Annotated in this window: 9 protein-coding genes; 2 read left to right on the forward strand and 7 right to left on the reverse strand. The window is 74.1% G+C overall.

Annotated features, from left to right (window positions below; all coding sequences use genetic code 11):
* The first annotated feature begins 17 nt into the window (after window positions 1–17).
* On the forward strand, window positions 18–1,103 hold the full coding sequence (trpD, locus tag ACZ6C1_RS10505) for an anthranilate phosphoribosyltransferase (RefSeq protein ID WP_469239764.1): 1,086 nt from the start codon (window positions 18–20) through the stop codon (window positions 1,101–1,103).
* 379 nt (window positions 1,104–1,482) lie between these two features.
* Here the strand turns inward: trpD and trpC are convergent, their stop codons facing one another.
* Window positions 1,483–2,286, reverse strand: a complete 804-nt coding sequence (gene trpC, locus ACZ6C1_RS10510) for an indole-3-glycerol phosphate synthase TrpC (protein WP_469239766.1) — start codon at window positions 2,284–2,286, stop codon at window positions 1,483–1,485.
* 201 nt (window positions 2,287–2,487) lie between these two features.
* Here trpC and ACZ6C1_RS10515 point away from each other — a divergent pair, with 201 nt between their 5' ends.
* Window positions 2,488–3,276: an FkbM family methyltransferase gene (locus tag ACZ6C1_RS10515; RefSeq protein WP_469239768.1), complete on the forward strand. Its 789-nt coding sequence runs from the start codon at window positions 2,488–2,490 to the stop codon at window positions 3,274–3,276.
* Between the two features lie 61 nt (window positions 3,277–3,337).
* Here the strand turns inward: ACZ6C1_RS10515 and ACZ6C1_RS10520 are convergent, their stop codons facing one another.
* The 6 genes from ACZ6C1_RS10520 to fabG all read right to left on the reverse strand — a co-directional run bounded on the left by ACZ6C1_RS10520 (window position 3,338) and on the right by fabG (window position 19,327).
* On the reverse strand, window positions 3,338–4,303 hold the full coding sequence (locus ACZ6C1_RS10520; RefSeq protein WP_469239770.1) for a TauD/TfdA family dioxygenase: 966 nt from the start codon (window positions 4,301–4,303) through the stop codon (window positions 3,338–3,340).
* A 1-nt stretch (window position 4,304) separates the two neighbouring features.
* The gene (locus ACZ6C1_RS10525) at window positions 4,305–5,588 is read right to left on the reverse strand and encodes a cytochrome P450 (protein ID WP_469239772.1); all 1,284 of its coding nucleotides are present in this window, start codon (window positions 5,586–5,588) and stop codon (window positions 4,305–4,307) included.
* 25 nt (window positions 5,589–5,613) lie between these two features.
* On the reverse strand, window positions 5,614–6,441 hold the full coding sequence (locus ACZ6C1_RS10530; protein ID WP_469239774.1) for an ABC transporter permease: 828 nt from the start codon (window positions 6,439–6,441) through the stop codon (window positions 5,614–5,616).
* Complete coding sequence (locus ACZ6C1_RS10535) at window positions 6,438–17,747, reverse strand: amino acid adenylation domain-containing protein (RefSeq protein WP_469239775.1); 11,310 nt, start codon at window positions 17,745–17,747, stop codon at window positions 6,438–6,440. The genes ACZ6C1_RS10530 and ACZ6C1_RS10535 overlap by 4 nt, the downstream gene beginning before the upstream one ends.
* An 87-nt stretch (window positions 17,748–17,834) precedes the next feature.
* A complete protein-coding gene (locus ACZ6C1_RS10540) occupies window positions 17,835–18,545 on the reverse strand; it encodes a DsbA family protein (protein ID WP_469239777.1) in 711 nt (236 codons plus the stop codon).
* Window positions 18,546–18,580: 35 nt separating this feature from the next.
* Window positions 18,581–19,327: a 3-oxoacyl-[acyl-carrier-protein] reductase gene (gene fabG / locus ACZ6C1_RS10545; RefSeq protein ID WP_469239779.1), complete on the reverse strand. Its 747-nt coding sequence runs from the start codon at window positions 19,325–19,327 to the stop codon at window positions 18,581–18,583.
* Between the last annotated feature and the right edge of the window lie 119 nt (window positions 19,328–19,446).

Raw genomic sequence — 19,446 nt, forward strand, 5'->3', positions numbered from 1 at the left:
GTCCAAGGAGAATTCCCGTGACCGCCGAACCGCAGGTCTCGCCCAACTGGCCGGAATTGCTGAACACGCTGCTGGAGCGCCGGAGTCTGACCGCCGACGACACCGACCGGGCGATGGACGAGGTGATGTCGGGCACCGCCGGGCCGGTGCGGCTGGCGGGGCTGCTGGTGGCGCTGCGCGCCAAGGGCGAGACGGTCGAGGAGATCGAGGGCCTGGTACGGGCCATGGGGCGGCACGCGGTGCCGCTGGACGTGCCCGGGCCGACGGTGGACATCGTGGGGACCGGCGGGGACGGTTCGAACAGCGTCAACATCTCCACGATGTCGGCCGTCGTGGCGGCCGGGGCCGGGGCGCGGGTGGTGAAGCACGGCAACCGTTCGGCGTCGTCCGCGTGCGGATCGGCCGATGTGCTGGAGGAGTTGGGGGTGGCGCTGCGGCTGCCGCCGGCCGATGTGGCGGAGGTCGCCGAGGAGACGGGCATCACCTTCTGCTTCGCGCCGGAGTTCCACCCGGCGATGCGGCACGCGGCGGGGCCGCGCCGGGAGCTGGGCGTGCGCACGGTCTTCAACGCGCTGGGGCCACTGGTCAACCCGGCGTCCCCGACGGCCCTCGCGCTGGGTGTGGCGGACGCGCGGCTGGCACCCCTGCTGGCGGGTGTGCTGGCGCGGCGGGGGGTGTCGGCGCTGGTGTTCCGGGGTGACGACGGGATGGACGAGCTGACGGTCACCACGACCTCCACGGTCTGGTCGGTGGGCGGTTCGGCGGTGCGTACGGAGGTGTTCGACCCGCGTGACCTGGGCATGGCGCTCGCACGTCCGGAGGCCCTGCGGGGTGGCGACCCGGCCCACAACGCCCAGGTCGCGCGCGAGGTGTTCGCCGGGGCGCCCGGCCCGGTCCGGGACGCGGTCCTGCTGTCCGCCGCGGCGGGGCTCGCGGCACTCGACGGGCCGGACGGGCCGGGCTCCGGCTCCGCTTCCGTCACGGAGCGGCTGGCGGCCGGTGTCGCACGGGCCGCCGAGTCCATCGACTCGGGCACGGCGGCGGCCGTCCTGGAACGGTGGGCCGCCGTCACCACGAAACGGGCGGAGGCGGGGGTGCGCTGAGCGGTCCCCCGGCGCGGCGGGACCGGTCGGGACGGCTCGCACGGATCGGGAGGGGCGGGTGGATCGGGTGGGTCGGGTGGGGTTGGGAGGGTGGGGACGTGCGGGTGCGCGCGCTCCGGCTCGTGGCGGGCGGTGCGTACGGGCTCGGGCTCGTGGCTCGAGGGGCCGTTCACGGCCGGGGCTCGTGGCCGGGCGGCCCGGTGGGGCCCGTGGCCGGGCGGCCCGGTGGGGCTCGGGGCCGGGCGGCCCGCCGGCTTGTGGCCGGTCCTGGTGGGGCTCGTGGCCGGTGCCGAGGTTTCCGTCCCGGGTGTGGCGGGGGTCCACGGGACGGACCTGGACGGGGCGGGTGCCGGGCAGGCCCGGCCGGTGGCGGTGGTCGTCAGCGGAGGTCGAGCGCGGGGCGGGCGGCCGCGCGCAGCGAGGCGAGCGTGGCACGGGGGTCGGGGCCCGTGACCAGCACTTCGCCGACCAGGACCGCGTCGGCGCCGGCGCTCGCGTACCCGGCGACGTCGACCGGCCCGCGTACCCCCGACTCGGCGACCTTGACCACACCGTCCGGGAGGTGCGGCGCCACACGGGCGAACGTCCCGCGGTCCACGTCCAGGGTCCGCAGGTCCCGGGCGTTGATGCCGATCACCCGGGCCCCGGCGGCGACCGCCCGCTCCGCCTCGGCCTCGTCGTGCGCCTCCACCAGCGGCGTCAGGCCGATCTCCGCGGCCAGCGCCACCAGGTCGGCCAGCAGGGGCTGGTCCAGCGCGGCCACGATCAGCAGCGCCAGGTCGGCGCCGTGCGCCCGCGCCTCCCAGAGCTGGTACGCGCCGACGGTGAAGTCCTTGCGCAGCACCGGGACGGCAACCCGTGCCCGTACGGCGTCCAGGTCGGCCAGCGAGCCGCCGAACCGGCGCTGTTCCGTCAGCACGCTGATCACGGCGGCGCCCCCGGCGGCGTACTCGGCGGCGAGGGCCGCCGGATCGGCGATCTCGGCGAGCGCGCCCTTGGAGGGGCTGGCCCGCTTCACCTCGGCGATGACCGACGGTCCCTCCTCCGCGCACAGCAGGGCGGCGCAGTCCACCGGGGGTCCGGCGGCGGCCGCCCGTTCGCGCAGTGCCGCCTCGGGCACCTTCCTCATGCGTACCGCCAGATCGGCACGCACCCCTTCGACGATCTCGTCGAGAACGCTCATCGTGTGCCTCCGGCGGGCAGAGAGGGACCATCGGACCCGACCGACCCTAGGGAGGTGGACCGGGGGCGGCCACCTCCTTAAGCATCCGGCGAAAGTCCCTGGTGGTGGCGGCAGCGGTGGCGGACCGGGTGTCAGCACGCCGTCAGCACGCTTCGGCACGCTGGCAATCGCCCTACGTCCGCGACCAGTCAGGAGAGCGCCATGGGGATCGATCCGAGCCGGATCGCCGGCGTCAACGCCCACGAGACCGCGTTCCTCTACGAGGAGATCTTCGTCCGCCGCGCCTACCTCCCGGACGGGGTGACCCTGCCGCCGGACGCCGTGGTCTTCGACGTGGGGGCGAACATCGGGCTCTACTCGCTGTTCGTGCGCACGGTGTGCCCGCAGGCCACCATCCACGCCTTCGAGCCGCTGCCGCCGGTGTTCGAGAAGCTGGAGCGGAACATGGCCGCGTACGGGGTGCCGGCGAAGCTCTTCCGGTGCGCGCTGTCCGACACGGCCGGGGAGGCGGACTTCACGTTCTACCCCGGTTACACGACGATGTCGGCCCGCTCCTCGCACGCGGAGACCGAGGCGGACCGGGAGTTCATCAAGCGTCAGGTGCTGGACAAGCCGGCCGCGGTGGAGCCGGGCGAGGACGTGGAGCTGCTGGACGAGATGCTGGCGTACCAGTTCCGGGAGGTCCCGTACGTGTGCCCGACGCGGCGGCTGTCGGACGTGATCACCGAAGAGGGCCTGGACCGCGTCGACATGCTGAAGGTGGACGTGCAGCGGGCCGAGGCGGAGGTGCTGCGCGGGGTGGACGAGGCGCACTGGCCGCTGATCGGGCGGATCGCCCTGGAAGTGCACGACGAGCCGGGAACGGCCACAGAGGGCCGGCTGGACGTGCTCTGCGAGGAGCTGCGCGAGCGGGGGTTCACCGTCGCCCCGCTCGGCGACGACGGTCTGGTGGAGTCGGGCCGCCACTCGGTCTTCGCGTCGCGGGCGTGAGCGACATGACGGAGGCCCGGTCGCGGTGACCGGGCCTCCGTACGTACGGCTCGCGTGGGCGTCACGTCATCGACACGACGACCTTGCGCGGTCCCGTGTAGGCCTCCCGGCCGTGGAGCACCGACATATTGGCGACGATCATGATGTCGCCGCCGTGCCACGGCTCGACGAGCCTGTGGCGCCGCGCGGCCGCGCGCACCTCGGCGAGGTCCTCCTCCGGGATGGGCGTGCCGTCGCCGTAGGTCACCCAGTGCGGCAGGTCGTCGACGTCGTCGATCAGCGACAGCAGGGTCCGCCCCTCGTCGCCCGGCAGGTTCGACGGGTGCCACTGGTCGGCCTGGTTGAACCAGACGTCCCGGCCGGTGAGCGGGTTGGCGCGGACGCCCGGGCGGTGCTGGCTGACGCGCAGCCCGCCCTCGGCGGTCCACCGGTACTCCGCGTCGGCGGTCACCAGGAACTCCTCGACCACACCGCGGTCGTCGGTCTCGAAGGTGTCCTGCCACGACTTGCCGAGGCCCAGCCCGCCGTGCAGGTGCTGGCGGTAGACGACGCCCGACTCGAACCGTGCGCGGACCTTCGGGTCCAGGTCCGCCAGGAGGGCGTGGCCGTCGCACACCGGGGTGGCCCCGCCCGTCTCCGGTGCGACCAGGCAGCAGAAGAACAGCCGGCTGGGCCAGCGGTGGGCGTAGGACAGCTCGTTGTGGAGCGAGATGTCGAAGCGCGCCGGGTACTCGGTGGAGGTGAACACGCCGTCGGAGACCGTCATGCGCGGGGTGTTGCCGCCCCGGTAGCTGTCGATCAGCGGGTCGCCGAAGGCGGTGACGGCCCGGTGGAACTCGTCGGCGTCCGCCACGCCCAGCCCGCGCAGCATCACCGCGCCGCACTCGGCGAGCAGTTCCTCCACCCGGTGGCGCACCGCGCCCAGCCGGCTCGCGTCCCAGGACTCGACACCGCCCTCGATGTGCAGGACGGTCAGGGTGGTGCCGCCCGTCGTCCGCCTCTCCTCCCGTATGTCGGCGTCCCGCATGTCAGCTCGCCTTCCCCGCCGCGGTGTCCGTGGCCGGTTCGGCGGTGAGGCCGACCGGCAGTCCGCTGTAGCCGTGGACGAAGTTGGAGTAAAGGCGTTGCGGCGGGCCCTGGAGCCGGATGCCGGACACCATGGTGCGCAGCGCGTCGACCATGGCGTTCACGTGCACGCGGCCGAGGAAGGCGCCGAGGCAGAAGTGCGGGCCGTGCCCGAACGCCACGTGCTTGTTGGGCGTGCGGCCGATGTCGAAGCGGTACGGGTCGGCGAAGACGTCCTCGTCGAAGTTGGCCGAGCTGTTCCACAGGGTGACCACGTCGCCGGCGCGGATCACCTGGTCGCGGAGGGGTACGTCGACGAGGGCGCGGCGCCCGAAGTGCATGGCGGGGGTGGTCCAGCGCAGCACCTCCTCGGTGGCGCTGTCGACGGACACCTCGCCGTCCTTCAGCCGGCGCCACTCCCCGGGGTTCTCGGAGAAGGCGATGAGGCCGCCGATGGAGGACATGCGGCTGGACTCGTCACCGCCGAGGATGAGGCTGTAGCAGTTGAAGACGATCTCCTCCTCCGCCAGCGGCTCGCCGTCGACGGTGGCGGTGGCGAGGGCGCTGATGACGTCGTCGCCGGGGTTGCGGCGGCGTTCGGCGGCCAGTTCGGAGAAGTAGAGCAGGATCTCGTTCCGGGCCATCACCTCGTCGAGCATGCTGTCCTCGGAGCTGTGCCGGGACAGGGTCTGGGTGTTCCACTCGACGAGCCGTTCGCGGTCGGCCGCGGGGACGTCCATCAGGTCGCCGATCGTGTTGATCGGGATGTGGTCGGCGACGTCGGTGACGAAGTCGAGTTCGCCGCGCTCCAGGGCCTCGGCGACGAGTTCCCGGGTACGGCGGTGGACGCCGGCGACGACGGGTTCCAGGACGCGGGGCGAGAAGGACTTGAGCATCAGGTTGCGGATCTCGCGGTGCCGCGGCCCGTCGGTGACGGCGAGCATCTTGCGGGAGGCGGAGTCGCCGCCCTGGAGCAGGGTGGCCAGGACGTTGCCCTGCTCGGAGGTGAACCGCTTGTTGTCCCGGTAGACGGTGACGACGTCGGCGTAGGTGGAGACGGCCCAGAAGCCGGGCACCGGGGTGTCGGTGGCGTGCCAGTGGACCGGGCTCTCGGCGCGGAAGCGGCGCCACAGGGCGTGCGGGTCGACGTCGAGGAAGGTCTGCGGATCGGTGAGGTCGTACGCGCCCAGCGGGAGTGGCGGCATGGTGCCGGTCGCGTCCGCAGGCGCGGGCTGCTGCGTGGTCATGGTCGGTTTCCTCCAGGCGGCGGGTTCAGGAGCCCGCGGTGCGGTAGCGGCGAAGGCTCACGGCGGAGCAGACGGCGAACAGCACGCCGAGCGTCACGGCGGCCACGGCCACCGGGTGCTCGGCGGGGAAGCTGCCCCCCGACGTCGCCGGGTTGCCCCACAGGTCGCGGCAGGCCGCGATGACGGCGCTGACCGGGTTCCACTCCGCGACGGGGCGGATGGCCGCGGGCATGGACTGCGGGGCGAGGAAGGCGTTGGACAGGAACGGCAGGACCACGACGATGAACGGGGTGACGACGCTGATGGTCTCCACGTTGCGCAGGGTCATCGCCAGCAGGACGCCGAGCCACAGCATCACGTACACGAAGAGGGCGATGAGCCCGAACGCGGCGAGCGTCGGCAGGACCCCGGTGCGCGTCCGCCAGCCGAGCAGCAGCCCGGCGCCGGTGACGACGGCCAGTCCGAGGAGCCCCACCAGCAGGTCCGCGAGGGTGTGCCCGAAGAGCACCGCGGACCGGCTGATGGGCAGGGACCGGAACCGGTCGACCAGCCCGCCCTTGAAGTCCATGGCGACCGAGATCGCGGTCGGCCCGACGCACGCCAGGGCGACCTGGACGGCGCCGCCGGCGAAGACGTACTCGCCGTACTCCCCGCCCGCCGGGAGCCTGATGGCGTCCCGGAAGAGGTAGCCGAGCATCACCATCGACACCAGAGGGCTGAGCGCCACGCCGACGACGCGTCCCGGTGCCCGGCCCAGGTGGTGCAGCCGGCGGCCGGTGACGGCGAGGACCTCGGTGAGCAGGGCGCCCAGGGCGCCGGGGCGGCCGGTTCCGTCGTAGGTCGCCGTCGTCATGAGCCGTCACGTCCGTCCCGCTCCTGGTGGAACCGGTCCAGCTCGGCGGCGACGACCGGGCCCAGCTCGGCGAGCGGGCCGGGGTTGAGGATGTCGTCGTGGGTGCAGTCGAGCCGGTGCACGCGCAGGTCGCCGCTGAAGTACGGCTTCCAGAGCCGGTCCTTGTCGGGGCCCTTCTCCACCTGGCCGGTGCCGGCCTCGCCCCACTCCGACCGCTCGGCGAGGAAGAGCCGCATCGTGCCGTCGAAGTCGCGGGGCCGGTAGCGGGTGTTGAGCGACTGGTGGTGGATCATCAGGTCCACCATGCGGGTCATGCGCTGCTCCCCCATGCGTGCCATCGGGCTGTTGTCGCGCCGCAGCGCGTCGAGGACGTCCCCGGGGACGAGGTCTCGGTCGCCGAACTCGGACCGGTGGTGCCCGATGCCCTCCAGCAGCCAGGCCAGCAGGCTCTGTTCGTCCCGTTCGTCGCTGACGCCGGTGCGCGGGTAGGAGTCCAGGTTGGCGACCAGGCCGACCTCGTCCCCGGCCAGCCGGAGCTGGACGGCGATCTCGTAGGCGAGCAGGCCGCCGAGGGACCATCCGAGAAGGTGGTACGGGCCTTCGGGCCGCACCTCCTTGATCATCCGGATGTAGTCGGCCGCGATCTCCTCGATGCTGCCGGGCAGCGGCGCGCCGGCGACGACGCAGGGCGCCTGGATGCCGTACAGCGGGTACTCCTCGCCGAGGTGCCGGGTGAGCGGGAGGTACGACAGGGCGAAGCCGACGCCGCTGTGCAGGCAGAAGACGGGCGGGCGGCTGCCGGTCGGCTTGATGCACAGCACGGGGGCGAACGGGTCGGCGTGCTCGAGGCGGTCGGTCTCGTCGATGGCGTCCGCCATGATGCGTGTGCTGTGGCGGGGGGTGGCGGGTGCCGGATCGGGAGCGGGGACGGGGGCGGGGGGCTCCGCCGTGAGGGTCGCCGCGAGGGCGCGGACCGTCTGGTGGACGAAGACGTCCGCGATGCTGACCTCCAAGCCCGCCTTGCGCGCCAGACTCACCAGCCGCAGCGACTTCATGCTGTCCATGCTCGCCCCCGGCGCCTCGAAGAAGTTCTCCTCGGCACCGAACGCCTCCACACCCAGCACGTCCGCCACGATCCCGCAGAGCACCTCCTCCGCCGGGCTGAGGGGCTCGGCGCCCGTCCCGGCGGCAGTGTCGTCCAGGGGTGCCGGAGCGGTGGACGCGCCGGGGTCCAGCAGGTTGCCCTCCTGGTCCCATGTGACGCGCACCCCGGTCCGGTGGAGCCGCGAGCCCGCCGGGCCGAACGGGTCGGCCACGAACCGCTCGGCGGTGGCACCGGGCCGGCCGGCGCAGCCGCGGGCGAGGACCGATCCGCCGACGTACAACTCACCGGACACACCGGGCGGTACGGGGCTGAGCCACTCGTCCAGGACGTACACCCGGGTGTTCCAGGCGCCCGGGACGGGCGTGACCGGCTGCGGCGTCGCCCAGTCCAGGGGCAGCGGCTCGTCGGCCGGAACACCGGTGCCGGCGAGCAGCGGGCCGAACAGGCCGGTCATGGACGCGGCCCGGCCGGTCTCCAGCGCCCAGGCGAGGTGGCCGGCGGCCGCCCGGTGCTCGACGACGGTGCCGCGCGGGCGGCCCGCCGGGTCCTCGGTGCGGATGAGGTAGGCGGCGTGCTCCGGCAGGAGCGGACTCGTACGGTCGGCGTCGGTGACCGGCTCGGCCGAGCCCGCACGCACCTCCGGCCCGTCGAGGACCACGGTGGTCACGCCGGTGCTGCGGAGCCTGCCCGCGAGGCCCGCCGTGGTCAGGACGCACACCGGGCGGGTGTCGGCGAACAGGGCCTTGACCCGGCCGGCCGGTTCGTCCGCCGCCAGCGGCACGTAGGCCGCGCCCGCCTTGAGCACCGCCAGCACGGCGACCGCCCGGTCGGCGGGCCGGGGCACCGCGACGGCGACGACCTGCTCGGGGCCGGCGCCCGTCGCGATCAGGTGGCGGGCCAGCCGGTGGGAGCGGGCGTCGAGGTCGGCGTACGTCAGGGCGTGGGCGCCCGTCCCCACGGCGGGCGCGTCCGGGGTGAGGGCGGCCCGCTCGGCGAACAGGTCGGGCAGCGTCACCGGCGGCAGCTCGCGCGCGGTGTCGTTCCAGGTGTGCAGCACCCGCTCCCGCTCCTCGCCGGTCAGCAGCTCCAGGCCGCTGAGCCGGACGCCGGGGTCGGCCGCCACCGTGCGCAGCACCTGCTGGAACTGCGCGACCATGCGCTCGGCGGTGGCCCGGGTGAACAGGTCGGTGCTGTAGTTGAACAGGCCGCGCATGCCGCCCTCGCCGGGCCACGGCAGCAGTTCCATGACCAGGTCGAGCTTGGCCCGGTCGGAGCCGACGTACTCGGGCTTCACCGTGAGGCCGGGGAGGGTCAGCGGCTGGTCGCCGTGGCTCTGCACGCTCAGCACCACCTGGAACAGCGGGTGCCGGGACAGCGAGCGGGCCGGCTTGAGCGCGTCGACGACCTGGTCGAACGGCACGTCCTGGTGGGAGTAGGCCGCGAGGTCGGTCTCCCGGAGCCGGTCGAGCAGCTCGCGGAAGGTGGGGTCGCCGCTGGTGTCGCCGCGCAGCACCAGGGAGTTGATGAACATGCCGACCAGGTCGTTGAGCGCTTCGTCGGTGCGTCCGGCCACCGAGACACCCAGCGGGATGTCCGTGCCGGCGCCCAGCCGGGTGAGCAGCGCGGACAGGGCGGCCTGGAAGACGATGAACTCGGTCGTGCCGGTCTGCCGGGCGATCTCGGCCAGCGCGCCGTGCAGTTCGGGCTCCAGGTCGAACATCACCACGTCACCGGAGGACCCGGCCACCTCGGGGCGCGGGAAGTCCGTGGGCAGGGCGAGCTCCTCCGGCAGGCCGGCCAGGGCGTCCCGCCAGAAGGCGAGCTGACCCGACACGACGCTGTCCGGGTCGTCGTCGGAGCCGAGCAGCTCGCGCTGCCAGACCGCGAAGTCGGAGTACTGCACGGGCAGCGGCGCCCACTGCGGGGCGCGCCCGGCGCAGCGGGCCCGGTAGGCGGTGGACACGTCGGTGAGCAGCGGCACGATCGACCAGCCGTCGAAGGCGATGTGGTGGAAGACCAGCAGCAGTACGCACTCGTCGGGTCCGGTGGACAGCAGCCGTACGCGCAGCGGTGGTTCGGCGGTGAGGTCGAAGCCCTGGTCGGCCTCGGCGGCCAGCGCTCCGGCCAGGCCCTCCCCGGTGACCGTGCGGGCCTTGAGCACCGGTCCGCCGGCGTGGGCGTCGAGCACCCGCAGCGACGGCACGCCGTCGGTGTCGGGGATGACGGTGCGCAGGACCTCGTGCCGCTCGGCCACGTCGGTCAGGGCGGCCTGGAGGGCGGCGGTGTCCAGCCGGCCCGTCAGGCGGAAGGCCATCGGAGTGTTGTAGGTGCCGTCGGCGTGCTCCTGGCGCCGGTTGAGGAACCACTGCCGCTGCTGGGTGAACGACAGCGGGCGTTCGGCGTCCTCGGGCGCGGGCCGCAGCGGCGGCCGGGCGTGGGCGGCGGCCTCGACGACGGCGGCGAGGGCGCTGACCGTCCGTGCCTCGAACAGGGCGCGGATCGGCAGCTCGACGCCGAGTGCGGTGCGGGCGCGGCTGATCAGCCGGGTGGCCAGCAGCGAGTGTCCGCCGATCTCGAAGAAGTCGTCGTCGATGGAGACGTGCGGTACGGAGAGGATGTCGCCGAACAGGCCGCAGAGGATCTCCTCCACGGGCGTGCGCGGGACACGGCCCCGGGCGGCTCCGGCGAGGTCGGGCGCCGGCAGCGCCTTGCGGTCGAGCTTGCCCTGCGGGGTGAGCGGCATGGCCTCCAGGGCGACGACCGCCGAGGGCACCATGTAGTCGGGCAGTACCTGGGCGAGCCGGTCGCGCAGGGTGCCGCTGAGTGAGGCGTCGGACAGCGCGGCGGGGTCGGCGGCCACGACGTACGCCACCAGGCGGCGGTCGCCCGCCTCGTCCTCGCGGACGACCACGGTGGCCTGGTCGATGCCGGTCTGGGCCAGCAGCGCCGAGGTGATCTCGCCGAGTTCGATGCGGAAGCCGCGGAGCTGGACCTGGTCGTCGGCGCGGCCGACGTAGTCCAGTTCGCCGTGCGGGAGCCAGCGCACCAGGTCGCCGGTGCGGTACATGCGCTCCCCGGCGGGGCCGAACGGGTCGGCCACGAAACGCTGGACGGTCAGCTCGGGGCGGGCCAGGTAGCCGCGGGCGAGGCCGCCGCCGACGTACAGTTCGCCGACGACGCCGACGGGGGCGGGCCGCAGGTGCCGGTCCAGGACGTAGACACGGTGGGCGGTGGTCGGGCGGCCGATGGGCGGGCGCCCGGTGCCGCCGAGCGGGCCGCTGACGGTGGAGCTGACGACGGCCTCGGTGGGGCCGTAGCCGTTGTAGAGGCGGACGTGGCCGGCCCAGCGTTCGACGATCTCGGCGGGGACGGCCTCGCCGGCCACGGCCAGCCGCAGGTCGGCGGGGAGGGTGCTGCCGTCGGGCAGTCCGCCGACGACGACGGGCGGCAGTCCGGCGAGGTTGACGCGGGCCCGGTTGATCAGGTCGACCAGCGGCGCGCCGGGGGTGCGGCACTCCTCGTCGGCGATCACCAGGGTGCCGCCGGTCAGCAGCGCGAGCATGAACTCCCAGACGGAGGCGTCGAAGCTGAAGGACGCGAACTGGAGCACCCGGGTGCCGGAGTCGAGCCCGAAGCGCTCGACGAGGCTCGTGACCATGGCCAGCAGCCCGGTGTGGGCCACGACGACGCCCTTGGGCCGGCCGGTGGAGCCGGAGGTGTAGATGATGTACGCCGGGTGCTCGGCCCGCAGCGGGCTCACCCGGTCGGTGTCGGTGAGGTCCGTGCCGGGCAGGGCGGCGAGCCGCTCCGCCGTTCCGGGCTCGTCGAGGACCAGGGTGTCGACGCCGAGGGCGCCCGTGCGTCCGGCGGTCGCCGTGTCGGTGAGCAGGGCCACCGGACGGGCGTCGCCGAGCATGTAGGTGATGCGGTCCACGGGGTAGGCGGAGTCGACGGGCAGGTAGGCCGCGCCGGCCTTGAGGACCGCGAGGGCGGCCACGACCATCTCGGGGGTGCGCGGCAGCATCACGGCAACGACCTGCTCGGGGCCCACGCCCCGGTCGGCGAGGAGCCGGGCGAGGCGGTTGGCGCGGGCGTTGAGCTCCGCGTACGCCACCTGGTCGGCGCCGAGGACGACGGCTTCCTTGCGCGGTGCGGCGGCGGCGCGGGCCTCGAAGACGTCGGTGGCCCGCGTGGTGGCGGGGGCGGCCGTGGCGGCCGCGCCGGACCAGTCGTCGAGGAGCAGGCGGCGCTCGTCGGCGCCGAGCGCGTCGAGGGTGCCGAGCGTGGTGCGGGGTGCGTCGGCGAGGGCCTGGAGGACCCGGGTGAACCGCCGCAGGATCGCGTCCACCTCGTCGGGGCCGAAGATGTCGGGCCGGTACTGGGCCTCCAGACGCATCGGCTCACCGGCCCGCGTGCCGGGGAACACCCCGAGGGCGAGGGGGTATTCGGCGATGACGCGGGCCTCCCAGGCGCGCATGCTCAGCCCGGGGATGCGCTCGCCGATGCGGTCGAGCACACCGGAGGGGTAGTTGTGGAAGCTGACGACCGTGTCGAACAGCTCGCCGATCCCGGCGCCCTGCTGGACGTCGGCGAGGCCGAGGTGCTGGTGCCGCTCCAGGCGGAGCTGACGGTCCTGGAGGTCGGCCAGCATCGCCTCGAGCGTCAGTGACGGGTCCAGCTTCACGCGCACCGGGAGGGTGTGCATGAAGGCGCCGACCATCTGCTCGACGTCGGGGAGCTCCTCGGGGCGCCCGGAGGCCACCGCGCCGAACGTGACGTCCTGCCGGCCGGTGAGCCGCCCGAGGGCGACGGCCCAGCAGCCCTGCGCGACGGTGTTCATGGTCAGGCCGTGGGCGTGGGCCCAGGCGGTCACGGCGTCGGTCAGCGACTGCGGCAGGTCGGTGGCCAGGGTCTCGGGCAGGACGGAGACACGGCCGCGGTCGGCGGGGCCGAGCCGGGTCGGCTCGTCGATGCCGGCCAGCTCCTTCTGCCACGCCTCCCGCGCGGCGTCCTTGTCCTGGGCGGCGGACCATTCCAGGTAGGCCCGTACGGGGGCGACGGGCGGCAGCGCGGAGGGGTCGGCGCCGTTGGACCAGAGCGTCACCAGCTCTTCGGCGAGGACGGCGGACAGCGACCAGCCGTCGACCAGGATGTGGTGCGCCGTCCACACGACGCGGTGGCGGTCCTCGCCCAGCCGGTACACGGTGAAGCGGGTCAGCGGGGCTCGGGTGACGTCGAAGCGGTGGAGCCACTCCTCGTCGGTGCGCCGCTCGATCTCGGCGTCGACGTCCGCGGCCGGGACGCCGGTCAGGTCGGTCTCGGTCCAGGGCAGTTCGACGGCGGCCGGGACGAGCTGCACCGGGTCGCCGGTGTCCCGCTCGCGGAAGGCGGCCCGCAGGCCTGGGTTGCGGTCGAGGAGGGCGGCGACGGCGGCGCGCAGCGCGGACCGGTCGAGCGGGCCGTCGACGTCCATGACGACCTGGAGGGTGTAGGCGTCCATGCCGTGCCGGTCGAACTGGGCCTGGAAGAGCAGGCCGCGCTGGAGCGGGGACAGCGGCAGGATGTCCTGGAGCCCGTCGGTGTCGTTCTCGTACGCCTCGATCTCCGCCTGTGAGACGGTGACCAGGGGGAACTCGGAGGGCGTGCGGCCGCCGGCGCCGGGCCGGCCGGCGTGGTCGGCCAGGGCTCCGAGGGCGCGGAAGAAGTCGTCGGCGATGCGCCGGACGTCGTCCTCGGCGAGGAGGCCGTCCGCCCAGGTCCATTCGGCGACGAGCACGGGCCCTTCGGGGCGGTCCTCGGTCATCGAGACGATTTCCAGGGCGTGCCGCAGCGGGGTGTCGGGCGCGGCGGTGAGGCCGGAGGCGCCGGCCCGCATGGCCCAGTCGCCGCCCGTGTCCGTGCTGAAGCGGCCCAGGTAGTTGAAGCCGACGCGGGGGGTGGCGCGGCGGGCCAGGGCGCCGGCGGTCTGGGGGTTGAGGTGGCGCAGCAGCCCGTGGCCGAAGCCGTGGTCGGGCAGGGCGCGCAGGGTCTCCTTGACCCGCTTGAGCGCGGTGCCGCAGGCGTCGCCGCCGTCCCACACGGACGCCCGGTCGAGCTCGCCGACGTCGAGGCCCACGGGGAAGACGCTGGTGAACCAGCCGACGGTACGGGACAGGTCGGTGTCGTCACCGAGGTGTTCGCGGCCGTGGCCCTCCAGCTCGACCAGGGCACGGGTGGCGGTGCGGCCGGTGCGGCGGCGTTCGTGGTCGGTGAGGGCGAGGGCGAGGCCGGTGAGCAGGACCTCGTTGACCTCGGCGTGGAAGGTGGCGGGTACGCGGGTGAGGACGGCTTCCGTCCGGTCGGCGGGCAGCTCGATCCGCAGCCGGCCGGCGGTGCCGTGGACGTCGCGGGCCGGGTCGAGGGGGCGGTCGCCGAGTTCGGCGGCGTCGCCCTCGTACTGCGCGTTCCACAGCGGGAGTTCGGCGACGCGGGCGGCGGTGCGCGCGTGATCGGTGAGGGTGCGCGCCCAGCGCCGGTACGAGGTGGGGACCGGGTCGAGGCGGATGTCTCGGCCCGCGGCGACGGCGTGCCAGGCGGCTTCCAGGTCGCCGAGCAGGATGCGCCAGGACACCCCGTCGACGGCCAGGTGGTGGATGACCAGCAGCAGCCGGCGGGGCCCGGCGGGCGAGGGGTCGAGGAGCACGGCACGTACGAGCCGGCCGTCCTCGGGGCTCAGCGCGGTGCGGGCGGCCTCGATCTGTTCGGCGAGGACCGCGTCCGGGTCGGCGCCGCCCGGCACCGGGACGGTGCTGAGCACGTCGGAGGCGGTGACGGCGCCCGGCGGGAGGGCCTCCAGGTTCCACAGGCCCGGGACGGGCGCGGTCAGCCGCATCCGCAGCGCGTCGTGCCGGTCGAGGAGGGCGCCGATGACGGCCTCCAGGCGGGCCGGGTCGGCGCCGTCGGGCACCGAGACGGTCACGTACTGGGCGTACTGGCCGGTGGCGGCGGGGAGGTGGGAGACCTCCTCGCGGAACTGGTCGATGGCGGGGGTCAGCGGGATCTCGCCGACGCCGTCCTCGACGACCGCCTCCGCCCGCTGCCCCGTCAGGTGGGCGACGGCGGCGATGGCGGCGGGGGTGCGGTGCTGGAAGACGTCCCGGGAGGTGACGGCCAGGCCGGCCTTGCGGGCGCGGCTGACGACCTGGATGGCGCTGATGCTGTCGCCGCCGAGGGCGAAGAAGCTGTCGTCGACGCCGATCCGGGGCAGCCCGAGGACCTCGGCGAGCACGCCGCACAGGATGCGCTCGGCGTCGGTGCGCGGCGCGCCGCCGGTGTGGACGGTGCTGAAGTCGGGGGCGGGCAGGGCCTTGCGGTCGACCTTGCCGTGCGGGGTCAGGGGCAGCTCGGGCAGGGCGAGCAGCAGCGACGGCACCAGCTGCTCGGGCAGCACCTCGGCGAGCCGCTCGCGGACGGCCGCGGTGTCGGCGTCGGTGACCACGTAGCCGACCAGCCGCTGGTGGCCGGCCGGGTCGGTGACGGCGGCGGCGACGGCGTCACCGACGGACGGCAGGGCCCGCAGGGCGGCCTCGACCTCGCCCAGCTCGATGCGCTGGCCCCGGATCTTGACCTGGTGGTCGCGGCGCCCGGTGAACAGCAGTTGCCCGTCGGCGAGCAGCACCACCTGGTCGCCGGTGCGGTACATGCGGGTGCCGTCGGCGGCGAACGGGTCGGGTACGAAGGTGGTGGCGGTGCGGCCGGGGTCGCCGAGGTAGCCGCGGCCGACGCCCGTGCCGGCGATGAACAGTTCGCCGGGGACGCCCTGCGGGACGGGCCGCAGGTCGTCGCCGAGGACGTACAGCCGGGTGTTGCGCAGGGGGCGGCCGATGGGCATGGAGGCGTCGTCGGCGCGGACGTCGGCGGCGGTGCGGGCGTAGGCGTGGGTGACGTCGTCGGAGCACTCGGTGGGTCCGTAGACGTTGGCCAGCGCGATGTGCGGGTGGCGGGCGAACCAGCGGGCGCACAGGTCGGCGGGAAGGGCCTCGCCGTTGGAGATCATCCAGCGCAGGGCGGGCAGTTCGGGCGCGTGGCCGGTGGTGTCCCAGGCGTCCAGGGTGGCGCGCAGCAGGGACGGCACGACCTCCAGGACGGTGAGGCGCTCGGCCGCGATGACGCCGAACAGGGCGTCGGGGTCGGCGGCGTCGTCGCGGGAGACGGCACGGACGCGGCCGCCGACGAGCAGGGTCGTCAGGGTCTGCCAGACGGTGACGTCGAAGGTGACGGGCGCGTTGTGGACGAGGGCGTCGGTGTGGTCCAGGCCCAGTTCCTCGACCTTGGCGAGCAGGTGGTTGATCATGCCGCCGCGCTGCACCATGGCGCCCTTGGGCTTGCCGGTGGAGCCGGAGGTGTAGATGACGTACGCCAGGTCCAGCGGCCCGCCGATGACGGGGGCGAGGTCGTCGGCGGGGTCCTGGGCGCCGTCCAGGAGCAGTACGGGCAGCTCGCCGGCCGCCTGCCGGGCCAGGGCGTGGTGCGTGGTGTCGGTCAGCACGCAGGTGGCGCCGCTGTCGGTGAGCAGGCCGGTGAGGCGGGCCAGCGGGGCGCGCGGGTCGAGGGGCAGGAAGGCGCGGCCGGAGCCGAGCACGCCGAGTTCGGCGGTGAGGAAGTCGCGCCCGGGTCCGGTGAGCAGGGCCACCGGTCCGGTGCCGTCCGCGAGGCGCCGGGACAGGGCGCTGGCCCGGCCGGTGAGTTCGGCGTACGTCAGGGTGCCGCCGTCGTCGGTGACGGCCGGTGCGGCGGGGCGGGTGGTGGCGTGGTCCCGTACGCGCTCGACGACGCCTCGGTAGGGCTCGGCGCGTACGGGACCGGTCAGGGCGGCGTCCAGCAGGGCGGATTCGCCGGGGGCGAGCAGGTCGAGGGTGTCGAGCGGCGCGTCGGCGGCCGCGGTGACGAACCGGTCCAGGAAGTCGGTGAAGCGCCGCAGGTGGGCGCGGACCTCGGCCTGCTCGTAGCGGGCCTCGTTGCCGCTGAGGTCGACGCCGATGCCGTCGGCGCCCTTGTCGGCGACGGTGAACTCCAGGTCGTCGACGAGGCCGGTGGAGGGGCTGTAGAGCGTGGCGTCGCAGGGGCCGATGGTCAGCTTCTCGATCTGCGGCATCATGTTGATGAACGGCCCGAACGGCCGCCGGTCGTCGCTGGCCAGGCCCATGGCGCGGCGGATGCGGCTGACCCGGTGGCGCTGGTGCTTGAGCGCCTGGGAGAAGGCGGTGTACGTGGCGGCCAGCAGGTCGCCGCGGGTCAAGCCGGGTGTCACGGGCAGCCGCAGCGGCACGTAGTTGACGACCATGCCGGGTATGCCCTGCATGGTGCCGCCGACCCGGGCGGTGACGGGCAGGGAGAGGATGACGTCGTCGGTGCCGGCCATCCGCCGGGTGTACGCGCCGAGGGCGGCGACCAGCACGGTCTGCCAGGTGACCCGCGCGTCCCAGGCGACGGCGCGGAGCCGGTCGGCGGTGCCTTCCGGCAGGACGGTCTCCTCGCGACGGAACCCCTGGGCGGGCTCGGTGTCGCGGGTGGCGAGGCTGACGGGCTCGGGGCGGTCGGCGAACCGCTCCTCCCAGTAGGCGCGGTCGCGCTCGGCGCGCGGGGAGTCACCGTAGGCGGCCTCGGCGTCGATCAGGGTGCTCAGCGGCGGGAAGCGGCCCTCGTCGAGGGAGGTCCCGGCGAGCATCGCCGCGTAGATGGCGGACAGCCGCTGCCAGTAGATGACGTAGCTGAACCCGTCGGAGACGAGGTGGTGGTTGAGCAGGCAGAAGAAGGTGCGGTCCGCGGCGAGGGTGAACACGCTGAGGCGGAACAGCGGCACGTACGGCTCGGCCGTCGGCACGAGCGGTACGCGCAGGTCGTCGCGGATGGCCGCGCGGGCCGCCTCGGCCGGGTCGTCGGCGCCGCTGACGTCGGTGACGGTCAGCGGCAGTTCGGTGAGCTCCTCGACGAACTGGCGGGGCTCGCCGTCCACGTCGGTGAAGCGGGCGCGCAGGCACTCGGACTCGGCCACGAGCCGTTCCAGCGCGGCGCGGAACACCCGCTGGTCGAGCGGCCCGCGGATGTCCCAGTAGATGGCGGTGTTGTAGGTGGCACCGCCGCCGGACAGCTTCTCGTCGAACCAGATGTCCTTCTGCCCAGCGGTGAGCGGCAGGCCGGCCGTGTGGCGTTGAGTCGTCATACCAATCCCCTAGCGAAGGTCATCGAGTTCACACCGTCGATCGTCGACGAGCCCGCTGACAGCGGGCTGATTCAGGGCTGACGCCCGTCAGCCGCAACCGCCCGCGTGGCCGTCGTCGGCCGACCGGCCGAGGCCGACCGCGCCGACGAGCGGCTCGGGCACGGAGGTGGCGGGCGGTGCCTGGGAGCGGAGGTGCTCGACGAAGGCGTCGAACCGGTCGAGGCCCCAGAAGCGGGTGAAGCCGTGCACGAAGAACGGCACGCCGAAGACCCCGTCCCGGCACACGTCGAGCAGGGCGCGGACCCCCTCGGCGCGCAGTTCGGGGTCGTCGCTCGCGCCGGCGAGCCGCTCCGGGTCGAGACCGAGCCGGTCGCCGATGGCGGCGATGGTGGCGCGGTCGCAGATGTCGCGGCCCTCGCCGAAGCGGGCCCGGTAGCAGGCGGCGATGTAGTCCTGGCCGCGCCCCTCGCGGGCGGCGACGAGGTAGCCGAGGTGGGGCACCTCCCACACCGGCGCGCGGTCGACGGGCCAGGTCACGGTGATGCCGCGGGCCTTGGTGAGGCGGCCGACGTCCTGGAGGACGTACCGGTTCTTCTCCCGGGACATCTCGGAGTACGGGAAGGTGCCGCCGCCCTCGGTGAGGAGGCGCGCGCTCTCGGGGTCCGGTTCGAAGAACGGCACCCACTGGAGCCGGTCGGCCAGTTCCGGGTGCCGGGTGGTCAGTTCCGCGTACGCGAGCCAGGAGTAGGGGCTGCGCAGCGAGAAGTAGAAGCGCGGCGTCTTGTTCTTCTTGGGCATGGTGGTGTCCCGCCTTCCGGTGTGGGTGGTGGGCTTCAGACGACGAGGCCGCCGTCGACGCCGAAGACCTGGCCGGTGATGTAGGTGGCACGGTCGGAGGCGAGGAAGGCGACCAGGTCGGCGACCTCCTCGGGCCGGCCGAACCGGCCGAGCGGGATGCGTTCGGTCATCTTCGCCACGTGGTCGTCGGCGAGGCCGGAGAGCATGTCGGTCTCGATGAAGCCGGGGGCGACGGCGTTGGCACGGATGCCGTAGCGGCCGGACTCCTTGGCCAGCGCCTTGGTGAAGCCGATGATCCCGGCCTTGGTGGCCGAATAGTTGGTCTGAGTGGCGTTGCCGTACACGCCGGCGACGGACGACAGCGTGATCACCGATCCGGTGCGGCGCTTCATCATGGCGAACACGGCGGCCTTGCAGACGTTGTAGGTGCCGTCGAGGTTGACCCTCAGCACCGCGTCCCAGTCCTCCTCGGCCAGCATGACCAGCGGGTTGTCGCGCACGATGCCGGCGCACGAGACGACGGTGCTCAGCGGGCCCAGCGCCTTCTCGCTGTCGCGGACGAAGCCGCGCACGGCGTCGTGCCCCGCCACGTCGACCTGCGCGGTGTGCACCCGCGCCCCGGCCGCGCCGGCCTCCTCGGCCACGGCGTCGGCGGCCTCCTTGTTGGACTGGTAGCAGAACGCCACGTCGTACCCGTCCCGGGCGAGCCGGGTCACCACGTGGCGGCCGATCCCCCGGGAGCCTCCGGTCACCAGGGCGACGGGGCGGTCGTTCGCTGACATGCTGATGTCTCCTTGACTGTGACGTGGTGCCTTCCGCGCGCGGGCGGGCCGCCGCCCCGGCGTACCCGGGGCGGCCGGCCCCGGGCGGCCGGGGCCGCGGGGGGTGGGGGTGGCGGTGG

Source organism: Streptomyces sp. NPDC041796 (genome assembly GCF_055590785.1).

What these genes read in the sequence shown, in the direction of transcription:
- ACZ6C1_RS10540 (WP_469239777.1), bottom strand. Translation starts at nt 18,545, where the DNA reads ATGCCCAAGAAGAACAAGACGCCGCGCTTCTACTTCTCGCTGCGCAGC.
- ACZ6C1_RS10525 (WP_469239772.1), bottom strand. Translation starts at nt 5,588, where the DNA reads ATGACCACGCAGCAGCCCGCGCCTGCGGACGCGACCGGCACCATGCCG.
- ACZ6C1_RS10515 (WP_469239768.1), top strand. Translation starts at nt 2,488, where the DNA reads ATGGGGATCGATCCGAGCCGGATCGCCGGCGTCAACGCCCACGAGACC.
- ACZ6C1_RS10530 (WP_469239774.1), bottom strand. Translation starts at nt 6,441, where the DNA reads ATGACGACGGCGACCTACGACGGAACCGGCCGCCCCGGCGCCCTGGGC.
- fabG (WP_469239779.1), bottom strand. Translation starts at nt 19,327, where the DNA reads ATGTCAGCGAACGACCGCCCCGTCGCCCTGGTGACCGGAGGCTCCCGG.
- ACZ6C1_RS10535 (WP_469239775.1), bottom strand. Translation starts at nt 17,747, where the DNA reads ATGACGACTCAACGCCACACGGCCGGCCTGCCGCTCACCGCTGGGCAG.
- trpC (WP_469239766.1), bottom strand. Translation starts at nt 2,286, where the DNA reads ATGAGCGTTCTCGACGAGATCGTCGAAGGGGTGCGTGCCGATCTGGCG.
- ACZ6C1_RS10520 (WP_469239770.1), bottom strand. Translation starts at nt 4,303, where the DNA reads ATGCGGGACGCCGACATACGGGAGGAGAGGCGGACGACGGGCGGCACC.